The sequence below is a fragment of the Sphingomonas endophytica genome (assembly GCF_001476895.1).
Classification (GTDB): Bacteria; Pseudomonadota; Alphaproteobacteria; order Sphingomonadales; family Sphingomonadaceae; genus Sphingomonas; species Sphingomonas endophytica_A.
Genome location: NZ_LDTB01000058.1, coordinates 1 through 12,320, shown reverse-complemented (window position 1 = coordinate 12,320; position 12,320 = coordinate 1). Strand labels below are relative to the sequence as shown.

Genomic DNA, 12,320 nt, shown 5'->3' with positions numbered 1-12,320 from the left:
ACCAATCCTACGCCCCCGCCAAGCATCGCTCGATTGCGCGCCCCCGCCGCTTCGCCCATCTGCGACGTCATCATGGCGACGCTTCTCGATCCCGACGCGCAGGGCCGCGTCATCCTCGTCGGTGCCGGCCCGGGCGATCCCGGTCTGCTGACCGTTCGTGCGGTGGAGGCGCTGCGCAGCGCCGACGTGGTGGTACACGACGGGTTGATCGACCCGCGCGTGCTCGACATCGCGCCGCCCGGCGCGCACCGCATCTCCGTCGCCAAGCGTCGTGCGCGCCACACCCTGCCGCAGGAGGCGATCAACGCGCTGATCGTCGCGCATGTCATGGCGGGCAGCGTCGTCGTCCGGCTGAAGGGCGGCGATCCGTTCATCTTCGGACGCGGCGGCGAGGAGGTCGAGGCGGTCCGCGCCGCCGGACTGACCGTCGAGGTGATCCCCGGCGTGTCGGCGGCGCTCGGCTGCGCGGCGGAGGCGATGCTGCCGCTGACGCACCGCGACCACAGCTCGGCGGTGACGTTCGTCGCCGGACAGTGCAAGGGGCTGACCGATCAGGACTGGTCCGGCCTCGCCGGTCAGGGTCGCACGCTCGTGATCTACATGGGCGTCGCCACGGCGGAGGCGATCGCCGACAAGCTGATCGCGGATGGCGTCGCGCCCGACATGCCGGTTGCGGTGCTGGAGAAGGGCACGCTGCCGGGCCACCGCGCGCTGCGCACCCTGCTCGCCGATCTCGGCGCGATGGTCGCGCGCGAGAAGGTGGCGAGCCCGGCGATCATCGTCGTCGGTGAAGTGGTGGAACTGTCCGACGCCGAAAACCGGCTGGCGGGCTATGCGAAGGTGGCGGAGACGATGGCATGAAGCTGGTGACCGGCAACGATCTGGCGACCGGCGACGTGATCTGGTGGACCGGCAGCGGCTGGACCCGCCACATCGCCGAGGCGGGCGACGCGGGCGATCAGGGCGAGGCGATCGCGCGGCAGGAAGAAGCGGCGCGCCGCGTCAACGGCCCCTATGTGATCGAGGCGAGCGAGACCCCCGACGGTCCCCGCCCCGCGCATATCAAGGATCGCATCCGCGCGCTCGGCCCGACGGTGCGCCCCGACCTGACGCTGAAGCCCGCCGATCCGAATGCCGGTAGCTGGGTGATCTGACCATCCTCCCGTCATCGGGAGGGTCATGAAAGCAAGACGATGTACAAGTACGACGAATACGACCAGTCGATCGTCGACGCCCGCGTCGACGAGTTCCGCGACCAGTGCCGCCGCCGCCTGTCGGGCGAGTTGAGCGAGGACCAGTTCAAGCCGCTGCGGCTGATGAACGGGCTGTACCTGCAACTGCACGCCTACATGCTGCGCGTCGCGGTGCCCTATGGCACGCTCGACAGCCGGCAGATGCGCATGCTGGCGCATGTCGCGCGCAAGTATGACCGCGGCTACGGGCATTTCACTACGCGGCAGAACATCCAGTACAATTGGATCAAGCTGGAGGACGCCGCCGACATCCTTGCCGAGCTGGCCACGGTCGAGATGCACGCGATCCAGACCAGCGGCAACTGCATCCGCAACATCAGTTCGGACCAGTTCGCCGGCGCCGCCGCCGACGAAGTGACCGATCCGCGCCCGTTTGCGGAATTGCTGCGCCAATGGAGCACCTTCCACCCCGAGTTCAGCTATCTGCCCCGCAAGTTCAAGATCGCGGTGATCGCGGCCGACGAGGATCGCGCCGCGATGCGCCTCCACGACATCGGGCTGCAACTGCTGGAACGCGACGGCGTATTGGGCGCGAAGGTGTTCGTCGGCGGCGGCATGGGCCGCACCCCGATGATCGCGCCGGAGATCAAGGACTTCGTCCCCGCCGATCAGCTGATGAGCTATCTGGAGGCGTGCCTGCGCGTCTATAACCGCTACGGCCGGCGCGACAATATCTACAAGGCGCGCATCAAGATCCTGATCCACGAACTGGGCGCGGACAAGTACCGGGCCGAGGTGGAGGAGGAGTTCGCGCAGGTCCGGCAACTCGGCATCGACCCGCCCGCCGCCGAACTGGCGCGGATCAGCGCGATGTTCGCAGCCCCCGCGTTCGCCGCCGACGATGGCGCGGTGGCGGATCGCAGCGACCCGGATTTCGCGGTGTGGCTCGACCAGAACGTGCGCGCACACAAGCAGCCGGGGCATGCGATCGTGACGATCTCGCTCAAGCCGATCGGCGGCATCCCCGGCGATGCGTCGGCGGAGCAGATCGACGTGATGGCTGATCTCGCCGAGCGCTACAGCTTCGACGAACTGCGCGTGACACATGCGCAGAACATCGTCCTGCCGCACGTCCGCATCGCCGATCTGAAGGCAGTCTGGGAGGCGCTGGTCGAGGCGCAGCTGGCCGAGGCGAACCTCGACCTCATCAGCGACATCATCGCCTGCCCGGGCTTGGATTATTGCGCGCTCGCCAACGCCCGCTCGATCCCGCTGGCGCAGAAGATCGGGCAGCGCTTCGCCGACCTCGGGCGGCAGCGCGACCTGGGCGAGCTGAAGCTGAAGATCAGCGGCTGCATCAACGCCTGCGGTCACCATCACGCCGGGCACATCGGCATTCTGGGCGTCGATCGGAAGGGCACCGAGAACTACCAGCTGCTGCTGGGTGGTTCGGGCGCGGAGGACGTGTCGCTGGGCAAGATCACCGGCCCCGGCTTCGACGAGGACGGCGTGGTCGATGCGATCGAGCGCGTGACCGACACCTATGTCCGCATCCGCGAAACCGGCGAGCGCTTCGTCGACACCTATCGCCGCGTGGGCATGCAGCCGTTCAAGGAGGCGATCTATGGCTGACGCATTCGAAGTCGACGTGATCGACGACCGCGCGCACCTGCGCTTCCGCGACGAGGCCGCGCATGAGGAACCGGCAGTGACGCTCGACGCGTTCCTGGCCGATCAGTCGAACGCCACCGCCGTCCGCGTCGAACCCGGCGACGATGCGCGCGCACTGATCCCGCTGCTCGATCGCATTGCGCTGGTCGAGGTGTCGTTCCCGACGTTCCGCGACGGTCGCGGCTATTCGGTCGCACGCATCCTGCGCGAGGCGGGGTACACGGGCGAGTTGCGCGCCGAGGGCGACGTGCTGGTCGACCAGATCCCGCTGATGCGCCGTTGCGGCTTCGACGCCTTCGCGCCGCGCGCCGCGGTCGATCCGGTCGTGCTGAAACGCTCGCTGGAGCGCTACGATCACGTCTATCAAAAGGCTGCCGATGGGGCGGCCCCGGTCTGGAAATTGCGCCATGGGTGAGCCTGCCCACGACCTCGACATCATCGACGTCCGACCCGCCTTCACCGCCGCCGATGCCGCCGCGATGCAGGAGCGTTTCGAGGGCGTGTCGGCACCCGACATGCTGCGCGAGCTGCTGACCGGCGAACTCCACGGCCGGATCGCCGCCGTGTCCTCGTTCGGCGCGGAATCGGCGGTGCTGCTGCACATGATCGCGCAGGTCGACCGCGACGTGCCGGTGATCTTCACCAATACGCAGAAGATGTTCGGCGAGACCCTGGCCTATCGCGACGAACTGTCGGAGCGGCTGGGGATGACCGACCTGCGCGTACTCCGTCCCGATCCGCGCCTGCTGCGGCTGAAGGACGAGAAGGGGCTGCGCTGGTCCTACGATCCCGACGGCTGCTGCGACCTGCGCAAGGTCGAGCCGCTGCGCCGCGCGCTGTTGCCGTTCCAGTCGTGGATCTCGGGCCGCAAGGGTTTCCAGGCCAGCACGCGCAAGGCGCTCCCGCGCTTCGAGGAGGACGAGGGTCGGCTGAAGATCAACCCGCTCGCCGACTGGTCCAAGGAGAAGCTGGACGGCTATTTCGCCGACCACGATTTGCCGCGCCATCCGCTGGAGGCGCAGGGCTATCTGTCGATCGGCTGCGCACCCTGCACCTCGAAGGTCCGCCCCGGCGAAGACCCGCGCGCCGGCCGCTGGCGCGGCTGGGACAAGGTGGAGTGCGGCATCCACGTCGCGGAAAAGCCGGGGGAAGAACCGGCGTTCTGACGATGCCGTCGCCCCTGCGCAGGCAGGGGCCCATGTCTGTCGAGTGTGTGGCCAAGGCTGACCCACTCACGACGCTGATGTGTCGACCGACACTCAAGACGAAACAGCCATAGGCCCCTGCCTCCGCAGGGGCGACGACCCGTTTATGTCCGCCCTCCCCCCTCCCCATAGGCCGGCAACGCCAGCTTGAAACGGATCGCCGCCGCGCGCAGCGTGAACCCCGCCAGCGCGGCGATCAGCGCCGCATGCCACGGCACCATCCCCAGTTCGCGAAGCCCCACATAGCATCCGGCCGCCAGCGCCGCGGCGGTCACGTACAGTTCCGGCCGCATCAGGATCGACGGCTCGCCCGCCAGCACGTCGCGGATGATCCCGCCCACGCATCCCGTCACGACCCCCATCAGCGCGGCGGGCAGTGGCGGCACGCCGTACCCCAGCGCCTTGGCGGCGCCATAGACGGCATAGGCCGCCAGCCCGACTGCATCGAACCAGTCGAGCGCCGCGCCGCGCCACCAGCGTTCCGGCGTGACCCAGATCACCGCCGCCATCAACAGGCACACCGCCGCGACGCGCGTGTCGTGCACCCAGAACACCGGCGCTCCGATCAACAGGTCGCGCACCGTCCCGCCCCCCACGCCGGTCACGAGCGCGAAAAAGGCCAGTGTCACCGGCGTCTGCGCGCGGCGTGCGGCGGCCAATGCGCCCGAGGCGGCGAACACCGCCAGCCCCGCGACGTCCAGCCATGGCGCGAACGCCGGCAACAGGACGCCGGCGTCGAGCGGCCCGGAACCCATCGGCACGCTCACCCGCCCTCGCGCTCGATCAGATAGTTCATCCGCGCGCCCGCGATCGGCCGCGCGCGATCGTCCTGCCAGGCCACCGCCTCGACGGTAGCGACGCGGCTGCCCAGCCGGGTGATCGTGCCGGTCGCGCGTGTCACATGGTCGCGGCCGCCGCGCAGGAAATCGACCGTGGCGTTGATCGGCTTGATCCGCGCCCCCGCCTCTCCCGCCAGCGCGTGGCGCAGCGTCGCGATCGCCGCCACCTCCAGCAATCCGGAGATCGCGCCGCCCTGCAGATAGCCGGGGCGTCCCACCACATGCTGGCCGAACGGCATCACGATGACCGGGGTGCCGTCGTCGCCCTGCTCCAAGGTTACACCCAGCAGTTTCGCATAAGGCGGCAGCATCATGCCGTCACCTTCGGATAGCTGCCCGAGGTCACCATGAACGTCGCGGCGACATGCGCCACCGGATCGTCGATGTCGCCGTCGTGCGCGATGCCGCGCGTGAACGCGATCGACCGCGCGACGCGGAGGCATTCGGCGCGCCCGATCACCATGTGGTGCGGTCGTGCGGGGCGCAGATAGTCGATCCGCAGGTCCATCGTCGCATGCGGGACGAATTCGCGCACCCGGCTCCACACCGCCAGGCTGGTCGCGATATCCATCAGCGCGATGATCGGGCCGGAGGCGATCACCCCCGTCCGCTCGTCGCCGACCAGATCGTCGGAATAGGGCTGCGCGACCTCGATCCAATCGTCGCCATGCGCGTGATACTTCACGCCCAGCCGCCCGCTGTGCCCGGCCACGCCGCGGTTTTCGAGCAGGAAGCGCGCGATAGTGGAGGTGTCCCAGGTCATTCCCCGCCCTCTACACGCCCGTCGCGTCCGCGCAATGTTGCATCGTTTTAACTAACGCCGACCCCGCCGCCGCGTCGAAGATCGCCCGCGAACGGAGGACGACCATGCCCATCGATATCGAAGAGATCGCCGACCTGCCCACGCCGGTCGCCAACAGCGGCGCGATCCGCGCGCTGGAGCAGGTCGCCGACCATACCTGCGAATATATCATCGCGATCGTCATCATGACCGACAAGAAGAACCAGCCCTGATGCTGCCATCGCCGGCGCAGCTGGACGCCGCCAATGCCCGGGCGCGGGCCGTCGCGCGCGCATGGCGGGCCGACGCGCCGTTGCGGCATGTCGAGGCGGCGTTCGCGGGCATGCGCGCCGACGATATCGCGGCGGTCGGCGCGGCCGCGGTGGCGCTGCTGTCCGATCCGTCCTGGATCGCGCCGCTGTTCGCGCCGCTGGTCGCCGCACTGGCCGAGGATCCGTGGTTCGAGCCGCCGTGGCGCGTCACGCGCGATCCGCTGCGCACCACCGTCCAGCTGCTCGACCTGCCGGCGGGCACGCTGAGCGCGACCGTGTTCGACGGCACGGCGCTGGCCCGGCCCGCCGGCACCGCGACACTGGCCGCCAGCGGGCGGTTGGTCGTCGCGCGCTACCACCGCGCGGGCGGCGCGCGCCTGCTGCGCTGGTCCGCCGGTCGCGCCGACGACACGTTCAGCGCCGCCGCCGCGCCGCCGCTCGTTCCCCTCCCCCCGCTGCCGCTTGCCGATGGCGATGTCGTGGCGATCGACGGTCGCACCGACGCGCACTGGATCGAGGGCGGCGGGGGTGAGGTGGTCGCCGTCACCTTCGCGACGCGCGCCGCCGGATTGATGCGCGAATATGACCGGGCGACCGGTCGCCTGCGCCGTGCCGCCACCACCGACGAGGATGAATCGCGCACGCGGCTGCTGTTGACGCTGCTGCGCATCGACGGGCGGCGCGATGCGGCCCCGTGCTTCGCCGCCGCGACGCACGCCCCCGCCTTCCACCTTCGCTGGAGCGCGATGCGTGAATTGCTGGCGCTTGATCCTGCCGCCGCGCTGCCGCGCCTGCGCGAACTCGCGCTCTCCGACCCGCATGGGGAGGTGCGCGCCACCGCGCGATCGGTGTTGCCGATGGTGGAGGCGCGGCTGTGCCACGCCTGATCGATCCGGGCACCGATCCCGCGATCACCCTCGACGCGCTGGTTGAGACGCTGGAGCAGGAACACTGGGATCCGCGCGACGAGGATTCGTTCGCGGCAATGGGCCCGTGGCTCGCGCGACTGGGCCGCAACCGCCGCTTCCTGTCCGACCTCGCCATCGTCGAGCTGGAGCGGCGCTTCGCCGGGCAGCAGGACAGCGCCTATGGTGCGCAGGTGCTGATGCTGCGCCCGCCCGGCACCCGCTACGCGCTCCGCGCCAATTTCTGGCCGGCGCGCGAGGATGCGGTAGTGAAGGCGGGCGGCACCGCGCCATTCTTCTACGACCTGCCGCACGACCACAATTTCTCGTTCCTGACCGTCGGCTATCTCGGCCCGGGCTATTGGAGCGACTATTATCTGTTCGACGACGCGGTCGTCGGCGTGCCCGGCGAGCCCGCGCATCTGATCTTCGACCAGCGCGCGCGACTCGATCCGGGCAAGCTGATGCTGTACCGCGCGCACCGCGACGTTCATGTGCAATTGCCGCCCGACCAATTTTCGGTCTCGCTCAACATCTTGGGCGCGACCCCGGCGCAGGCGTGGCGGACACAATATCGGTTCGACGTTGCGACCGATACGGTGACGCAGGCGATGACCACCACCGCCTCCGAAGCGCTGGTGACGCTCGCCACCCGGCTCGGCGGCGACGCGGGCGTCGGGCTGGCGGCGGAACTGGCGCGCCGCCACCCGCATCCCCGGATGCGCGCCACCGCGCTGACCGCGCTGGCCGGCGCGCTCGCCCCGACCTCGCTGCACGAGGCGGCGGAGCGGGCGATGGACGATGCCAGCCCGCTGGTTGCCCATGCCGCGCGCACGCTGCTCGCGCGGATCGTCTCCATTTCGGACGGGGACGTCCGACGATGAGCACCCGCATCGGATAGAACGTACCGGAATGAGGGTCCGCGTGCTGATCGATCGCCCGGCGCTGCCGGCCGCGCTTCACGCGCTCGGCCTGCCGCTGACCGACGATCCGTGCGCGGTCGTGGCGATCGTGCGCGCCGACGCGCTGGCGGACGCGCATTGCTGCCCCGCTGCGCGCGTTCTCGCGGTCGCGCGGGACGAGGCGGAGGAGCTGGCGGCGCTCGCCGCCGGGGCCGACGATGCCGCGCGCGGGTCCGATGCGCTCGTCTCGCTCCGCGCCGCGCGCCTGATGGTGCCGCCGACCACGCTCGCGGTCGGCACGCTGCGCCTCGACCGTTTGTCTCGCACCGCCGCGCGTGCCGGCCGCGCGCTGCGTCTGTTGCCGCGCGAATATGCGCTGCTGGAGATGCTGGCGCGCCATGCCGGCACCACCGTCAGCCACGCCGCGCTACGCCGGGAGGTGTTCGGGCTGCCGTTCGATCCCGGCACCAACCTGCTGGCAGTCCATGTGTCACGGGTACGGCGGGCGCTGGACCACGGCCAGGCGCGCCCGATGCTGCTCACCGATCGCGGGCGGGGCTATCGCCTGATCGCTGACGGTGACCTGCCCTGTCCCGCGATGAACACTACGTTGTTACAGGTTCATGCAACTGCGTTAGGATGAACACGTTTCGCCATCATCACGATTTTGAACGAACGGGAGACAGTTCTGATGCGTAAATTCATGCTCGCCTTCGGGGCCATGGCCATGGTCGCCCCGTCGCTGGTCGCCACCACCGTCAGCGCCGACGCGCAACGCCGCTACAAATATCGCGAATGGCGCGGCAATGACGGCCGCCTGCGCTGCCGCAAGCCGGACGGCACGACCGGCCTCGTCGTCGGCGCGGTCGCCGGCGGCCTGCTGGGCCGCACGATCGACACGCGCGGCGACCGGACGCTCGGCACCGTGCTGGGCGGCGTCGGCGGCGCGCTGGCGGGTCGCGAGATTGAGCGCAGCGGCAAGCGTAACTGCCGCTGACGTTGATGACGGGCCGGCATTGAGCCTTTTGGCTTGATCGACGTTACAGAAGGCGCGGGCCGTGGCGACACGGCCCGCGCTTTTTCGTGTGACCACAAGGAGTGCAGGACATGCCCACCCGCAGCGGATCGGCGCGCTACGAAGGTTTCGGGAAGGACGGCAATGGCTGGACCTCCACCCAGTCCGGGGTTCTGAAGGATCAACGCTACGGCTTCGGCTCGCGCTTCGAGGATGGCCCGGGCACCAATCCCGAGGAGCTGATCGCGGCCGCCCATGCGAGCTGCTTCACGATGGCGCTCAGCTTCGCGCTCGCCGGGGCCGGCTATCACGACGGCACGCTGGAAACCGACGCGCGCGTCACGGTCGACAAAGACGGCGACGGCTTCACCATCACCTCCTCGAAACTCGAACTGAAGGCGAAAGTGCCCGGCATCGGCGAGGAAGAGTTCGCCAAGATCGCGGAGGGAGCGAAGGCGAACTGCCCCGTATCGAAGCTGCTGAAGGCAGAAATCAGCCTGACGCACCAGTTGAGCAATTGATGTCCCCAGAGTGAACGGAAAGTAGTTTCCCGTTCACGCAACCCCGCACCGCCGCCGTCGTTGGACCCGCATCCTCTTTCCGATAAGGAGAATTGTGATGCGTATCCTGCTGGCGGCGGTGCTTGGTGCGACCGCCCTCACTTCGGCTCCGGCGATGGCCCAGAACCCGCGCGACGCCAACCGCGAGTATCGCGACGACCTGCGCGATGCGCGGCGCGAATATCGTGAGGATCTGCGCGACGCCGACTCACGCCGCGACGTGCGCAACGCCCGCCGCGAATATCGCGACGAGGTGCGGGACGCGCGGCGCGAACGCAACGACCGCATCCGCGACTGGCGCGGCGCGCGGCGCTACGACTACAACCGCCTCGAACCCGGTCAGCGTCGTTACTACGCCGACCGCTATTATCGCGACGGGCGTTATTATCAGCAGCGCGCGCTGACCCGCAACGACCGCATCTATCGCGGCAACGACGGCCGCTACTACTGCCGTCGCAACGACGGGACCACTGGGCTGATCGTCGGCGGACTGGCAGGCGGCGCGCTCGGCAACATCATCGCGGGCGGTGGGTCGAAACTGCTCGGAACGCTGATCGGCGCTGGCGGCGGCGCCTTGCTGGGCCAGCAGGTCGACCGCGGCAACGTCGTCTGCCGCTAAAATCCGCTCCCTAGGTCGCAGGGTTAGCGTCCGGCTCGCACCGGATGCGCCCCCGGCCTCAGATCAGGCCACCGCCCAGCATCAGCCGTAAACCGAAGATCAGGATCAGCACCAGGTTCAGGTTGCGCCCGCTGTTGCTGGACGACAGCGCGCCGATCGCGGCGCCGACCACCGCGATCGGGATGACGAACCAGTAACCCCAGGCCAGGAAGGGCAGGAACGGCACGATCCCCAGCAGGAGGGCGACGAGGCCGATCATGATCGAGAGCAGATTGAACATGCTCCGCTACATGGGGCATCCCGTGGTGCCTTACAAGAGCAAGACACATTCGCGCTGGCACCTGAGGCGCCGATCGGCGACACCGCCGCGATGCCCTATATTCTTCTGATGATCGCGATCGTCGCCGAAGTCGTCGGCACGTCCGCGCTCAAGCAATCCGACGGCTTCTCGCGTCCGGCGCCGGCGCTGGTCGCGATCGTCTGCTACGCCATCGCCTTCTATATGCTGTCGCTCACCCTGCGCGCGCTGCCGACCGGCATCGCCTATGCGATCTGGTCCGGGGTAGGGATCGTGCTGGTCGCCGCGGTCGCCTGGATCCGGAACGGTCAGCGGCTCGATGCGCCCGCGCTGATCGGGATGACGCTCATTATCGCCGGCGTACTGGTCATGAACCTGTTCTCGGCCAGCACGCACGGCTGATTTCCCTTCATGCGCGAAAGCGATTAGGGCGGCGTCATGAACTCCCTGTTTCTCGTTTCGGCGGGCGGCGCGATCGGCTCCGCGGCCCGTTACCTCACCGGGCGCGCGATGACGCACGCGCTCGGCCCCGCGTGGCCGTGGGGCACGCTGACCGTCAACCTGCTCGGCGGGCTGCTGATGGGCCTGCTCGTCGGCGCGCTGACGCGGCTGTCCAACGGCGGGGAGCCGTGGCGGCTGCTGCTCGGCATCGGCGTGCTCGGCGGTTTCACGACCTTCTCGTCCTTCTCGCTCGACGTGGTCGGCATGATCGAGCGCGGCGCGTTCGGCGCGGCGCTGTCCTACGCCCTGCTGTCGGTGACCGGCTCGGTGCTGGCGCTGTTCCTCGGCCTTTCGATCGCACGGGTGCCGGCATGAGCGACAACGTCCGCCAGTTCACGGTCGGTTACGACGACGACGGCATTCGCGTCGACCGCTGGTTCAAGCGGCATCTGCCCGACACCAGCTTCACGCTCGTCGCCAAATGGGCGCGCACCGGGCAGTTGCGCGTCGATGGCGCGCGCGTCGGCCCCGGTGACCGCATCCAGGCCGGACAGGTGCTCCGCGTTCCGCCTGCCGAGCCGGAGCGCGCGGAGGGTCGCCCGAAATATGAACGCCCGCCGCTCAGCGACGACGAAGCCGCCTTCGCGCGCGAGATGGTGATCCACAAGGACAAGTCCGCGCTCGTCCTCAACAAGCCGCCCGGTCTGGCGACGCAGGGCGGCACCAAGACGACGCAGCATGTCGACGGCCTGCTCGACGCGCTCCAATATGAGGCGGAGGGGCGGCCGAAGCTGGTCCACCGCCTCGACAAGGACACGTCGGGCGCCTTGCTGGTCGCGCGCAACGCGCGGGCGGCGGCGTCCTTCGCCAAGAGCTTCTCCAGCCGGACCGCGCGCAAGATCTACTGGGCGCTGATCGTCGACGTTCCCTCGATCGACGACGGCATGATCGAGCTGCCGATCGCCAAGCAACCCGGCACCGGCGGCGAGAAGATGCACGTCGACGAGGAGAACGGTCAGCCCGCACGCACCCGCTATCGCGTGATCGAGCGCGCCGGCAACCGCGCCGCCTGGGTCGAGCTGCAACCCTTCACCGGGCGCACGCACCAGCTGCGCGTCCATATGGCGGCGATCGGCCACCCGATCGTCGGCGACGGCAAATACGGCGGCCCGGCGGCGTTCCTGACCGGCGGGATCAGCCGCAAGATGCACCTCCACGCCCGCCGCATCCGCGTCGACCATCCCGATGGCGGCGAGATCGATGTGACCGCCGAGTTGCCGACGCACTTCGCCGAAAGCCTGTCGCTCTTGGGGTTCGAGCCGATGGCCGGCGACATGATGCCGCTCGACGAGAAGCTGCTCCCGACCCGCGAGGAGAAGAAGGCCCACGCGCGCGCCCACGCCAAGTCGGTCCGCAAGGAACGTCGCGGCGAGCGGCGCGGACGCGGCGAAGGCGGCGGCGGGGCCAGCGGCGAACGTCGTGGTCGCGGTCGCGCCGCCCCCGCGAAGCCAAAACGGTAACGCTCACCCCCATCAAGGAGGCAACATCGTCATTGCGAGCGTAGCGAAGCAATCCAGAGCCGGACTAGGACGCGCGTGATTGCTTCGCTACGCTCGCAA

19 protein-coding genes are annotated in these 12,320 nt (G+C 69.2%); 15 read left to right on the top strand and 4 right to left on the bottom strand.

The window, feature by feature from the left end; genetic code table 11:
• The first annotated feature begins 72 nt into the window (after nt 1-72).
• From cobA to NS334_RS13280, 5 genes are read left to right on the top strand one after another with little or no spacing between them, the layout of a single operon-like run.
• A complete protein-coding gene (gene cobA / locus NS334_RS13300; RefSeq protein ID WP_058756445.1) occupies nt 73-861 on the top strand; it encodes a uroporphyrinogen-III C-methyltransferase in 789 nt (262 codons plus the stop codon).
• Complete coding sequence (locus NS334_RS13295) at nt 858-1,154, top strand: DUF2849 domain-containing protein (RefSeq protein WP_058756444.1); 297 nt, start codon at nt 858-860, stop codon at nt 1,152-1,154. The genes cobA and NS334_RS13295 overlap by 4 nt, the downstream gene beginning before the upstream one ends.
• Before the next feature lie 39 nt (nt 1,155-1,193).
• A complete protein-coding gene (locus tag NS334_RS13290) occupies nt 1,194-2,825 on the top strand; it encodes a nitrite/sulfite reductase (protein WP_058756443.1) in 1,632 nt (543 codons plus the stop codon).
• Nucleotides 2,818-3,279, top strand: a complete 462-nt coding sequence (locus NS334_RS13285) for a DUF934 domain-containing protein (protein ID WP_058756442.1) — start codon at nt 2,818-2,820, stop codon at nt 3,277-3,279. Before NS334_RS13290 ends, NS334_RS13285 begins: the two co-directional genes overlap by 8 nt.
• A complete protein-coding gene (locus NS334_RS13280; protein ID WP_058756441.1) occupies nt 3,272-4,030 on the top strand; it encodes a phosphoadenylyl-sulfate reductase in 759 nt (252 codons plus the stop codon). Before NS334_RS13285 ends, NS334_RS13280 begins: the two co-directional genes overlap by 8 nt.
• 143 nt (nt 4,031-4,173) lie before the next feature.
• Here NS334_RS13280 and NS334_RS13275 read toward each other — a convergent pair whose 3' ends face one another.
• Genes NS334_RS13275 through NS334_RS13265 form a run of 3 tightly spaced genes read right to left on the bottom strand, consistent with a single transcriptional unit; the run spans nt 4,174 to nt 5,671 of the window.
• Complete coding sequence (locus NS334_RS13275; protein ID WP_058756440.1) at nt 4,174-4,824, bottom strand: trimeric intracellular cation channel family protein; 651 nt, start codon at nt 4,822-4,824, stop codon at nt 4,174-4,176.
• Between the two features lie 8 nt (nt 4,825-4,832).
• Entirely contained in the window at nt 4,833-5,219 is a 387-nt protein-coding gene (locus NS334_RS13270) for a PaaI family thioesterase (protein WP_058756477.1), read from the bottom strand.
• Complete coding sequence (locus tag NS334_RS13265; RefSeq protein WP_058756439.1) at nt 5,219-5,671, bottom strand: PaaI family thioesterase; 453 nt, start codon at nt 5,669-5,671, stop codon at nt 5,219-5,221. The genes NS334_RS13270 and NS334_RS13265 overlap by 1 nt, the downstream gene beginning before the upstream one ends.
• A gap of 104 nt (nt 5,672-5,775) precedes the next feature.
• On the opposite strand from NS334_RS13265, the gene NS334_RS18680 reads away from it, so the two are divergent.
• The 7 genes from NS334_RS18680 to NS334_RS13235 all read left to right on the top strand — a co-directional run bounded on the left by NS334_RS18680 (nt 5,776) and on the right by NS334_RS13235 (nt 9,962).
• Nucleotides 5,776-5,922 carry a hypothetical protein gene (locus NS334_RS18680; RefSeq protein ID WP_193753099.1) on the top strand — a complete coding sequence of 49 codons (147 nt, stop codon included), beginning with the start codon at nt 5,776-5,778 and terminating at the stop codon, nt 5,920-5,922.
• Nucleotides 5,922-6,848 (top strand): hypothetical protein, encoded by a 927-nt coding sequence (locus NS334_RS13260; protein ID WP_058756438.1) that lies wholly within the window; start codon nt 5,922-5,924, stop codon nt 6,846-6,848. Before NS334_RS18680 ends, NS334_RS13260 begins: the two co-directional genes overlap by 1 nt.
• The gene (locus NS334_RS13255) at nt 6,836-7,750 is read left to right on the top strand and encodes a hypothetical protein (RefSeq protein WP_058756437.1); all 915 of its coding nucleotides are present in this window, start codon (nt 6,836-6,838) and stop codon (nt 7,748-7,750) included. Before NS334_RS13260 ends, NS334_RS13255 begins: the two co-directional genes overlap by 13 nt.
• Nucleotides 7,751-7,790: 40 nt before the next feature.
• Nucleotides 7,791-8,411, top strand: a complete 621-nt coding sequence (locus NS334_RS13250) for a winged helix-turn-helix domain-containing protein (RefSeq protein ID WP_193753098.1) — start codon at nt 7,791-7,793, stop codon at nt 8,409-8,411.
• 48 nt (nt 8,412-8,459) lie between these two features.
• Nucleotides 8,460-8,765: a glycine zipper 2TM domain-containing protein gene (locus tag NS334_RS13245; RefSeq protein WP_058756435.1), complete on the top strand. Its 306-nt coding sequence runs from the start codon at nt 8,460-8,462 to the stop codon at nt 8,763-8,765.
• A 110-nt stretch (nt 8,766-8,875) separates the two neighbouring features.
• The gene (locus tag NS334_RS13240; RefSeq protein WP_058756434.1) at nt 8,876-9,304 is read left to right on the top strand and encodes an OsmC family protein; all 429 of its coding nucleotides are present in this window, start codon (nt 8,876-8,878) and stop codon (nt 9,302-9,304) included.
• Nucleotides 9,305-9,401: 97 nt separating this feature from the next.
• Nucleotides 9,402-9,962 (top strand): glycine zipper 2TM domain-containing protein, encoded by a 561-nt coding sequence (locus NS334_RS13235; RefSeq protein ID WP_058756433.1) that lies wholly within the window; start codon nt 9,402-9,404, stop codon nt 9,960-9,962.
• 58 nt (nt 9,963-10,020) lie between these two features.
• Here NS334_RS13235 and NS334_RS13230 read toward each other — a convergent pair whose 3' ends face one another.
• Nucleotides 10,021-10,242, bottom strand: a complete 222-nt coding sequence (locus tag NS334_RS13230) for a hypothetical protein (protein WP_058756432.1) — start codon at nt 10,240-10,242, stop codon at nt 10,021-10,023.
• Nucleotides 10,243-10,332: 90 nt separating this feature from the next.
• Between NS334_RS13230 and NS334_RS13225 the strand changes: the two genes are divergently transcribed.
• From NS334_RS13225 to NS334_RS13215, 3 genes are read left to right on the top strand one after another with little or no spacing between them, the layout of a single operon-like run.
• Nucleotides 10,333-10,662: an SMR family transporter gene (locus NS334_RS13225; protein WP_058756431.1), complete on the top strand. Its 330-nt coding sequence runs from the start codon at nt 10,333-10,335 to the stop codon at nt 10,660-10,662.
• Between the two features lie 36 nt (nt 10,663-10,698).
• Nucleotides 10,699-11,076 (top strand): fluoride efflux transporter CrcB, encoded by a 378-nt coding sequence (crcB, locus tag NS334_RS13220; protein ID WP_058756430.1) that lies wholly within the window; start codon nt 10,699-10,701, stop codon nt 11,074-11,076.
• Nucleotides 11,073-12,221, top strand: coding sequence for an RluA family pseudouridine synthase (locus NS334_RS13215; protein ID WP_058756429.1), 1,149 nt, complete (start codon nt 11,073-11,075; stop codon nt 12,219-12,221). Before crcB ends, NS334_RS13215 begins: the two co-directional genes overlap by 4 nt.
• Nucleotides 12,222-12,320 lie beyond the last annotated feature (99 nt).

Bases quoted from the DNA above. Each gene is read 5' to 3' on its own strand.
- cobA (WP_058756445.1), top strand. From the start codon at position 73: ATGGCGACGCTTCTCGATCCCGACGCGCAGGGCCGCGTCATCCTCGTC.
- NS334_RS13295 (WP_058756444.1), top strand. From the start codon at position 858: ATGAAGCTGGTGACCGGCAACGATCTGGCGACCGGCGACGTGATCTGG.
- NS334_RS13290 (WP_058756443.1), top strand. From the start codon at position 1,194: ATGTACAAGTACGACGAATACGACCAGTCGATCGTCGACGCCCGCGTC.
- NS334_RS13285 (WP_058756442.1), top strand. From the start codon at position 2,818: ATGGCTGACGCATTCGAAGTCGACGTGATCGACGACCGCGCGCACCTG.
- NS334_RS13280 (WP_058756441.1), top strand. From the start codon at position 3,272: ATGGGTGAGCCTGCCCACGACCTCGACATCATCGACGTCCGACCCGCC.
- NS334_RS13275 (WP_058756440.1), bottom strand. From the start codon at position 4,824: ATGGGTTCCGGGCCGCTCGACGCCGGCGTCCTGTTGCCGGCGTTCGCG.
- NS334_RS13270 (WP_058756477.1), bottom strand. From the start codon at position 5,219: ATGCTGCCGCCTTATGCGAAACTGCTGGGTGTAACCTTGGAGCAGGGC.
- NS334_RS13265 (WP_058756439.1), bottom strand. From the start codon at position 5,671: ATGACCTGGGACACCTCCACTATCGCGCGCTTCCTGCTCGAAAACCGC.
- NS334_RS18680 (WP_193753099.1), top strand. From the start codon at position 5,776: ATGCCCATCGATATCGAAGAGATCGCCGACCTGCCCACGCCGGTCGCC.
- NS334_RS13260 (WP_058756438.1), top strand. From the start codon at position 5,922: ATGCTGCCATCGCCGGCGCAGCTGGACGCCGCCAATGCCCGGGCGCGG.
- NS334_RS13245 (WP_058756435.1), top strand. From the start codon at position 8,460: ATGCGTAAATTCATGCTCGCCTTCGGGGCCATGGCCATGGTCGCCCCG.
- NS334_RS13240 (WP_058756434.1), top strand. From the start codon at position 8,876: ATGCCCACCCGCAGCGGATCGGCGCGCTACGAAGGTTTCGGGAAGGAC.
- NS334_RS13235 (WP_058756433.1), top strand. From the start codon at position 9,402: ATGCGTATCCTGCTGGCGGCGGTGCTTGGTGCGACCGCCCTCACTTCG.
- NS334_RS13230 (WP_058756432.1), bottom strand. From the start codon at position 10,242: ATGTTCAATCTGCTCTCGATCATGATCGGCCTCGTCGCCCTCCTGCTG.
- NS334_RS13225 (WP_058756431.1), top strand. From the start codon at position 10,333: ATGCCCTATATTCTTCTGATGATCGCGATCGTCGCCGAAGTCGTCGGC.
- crcB (WP_058756430.1), top strand. From the start codon at position 10,699: ATGAACTCCCTGTTTCTCGTTTCGGCGGGCGGCGCGATCGGCTCCGCG.
- NS334_RS13215 (WP_058756429.1), top strand. From the start codon at position 11,073: ATGAGCGACAACGTCCGCCAGTTCACGGTCGGTTACGACGACGACGGC.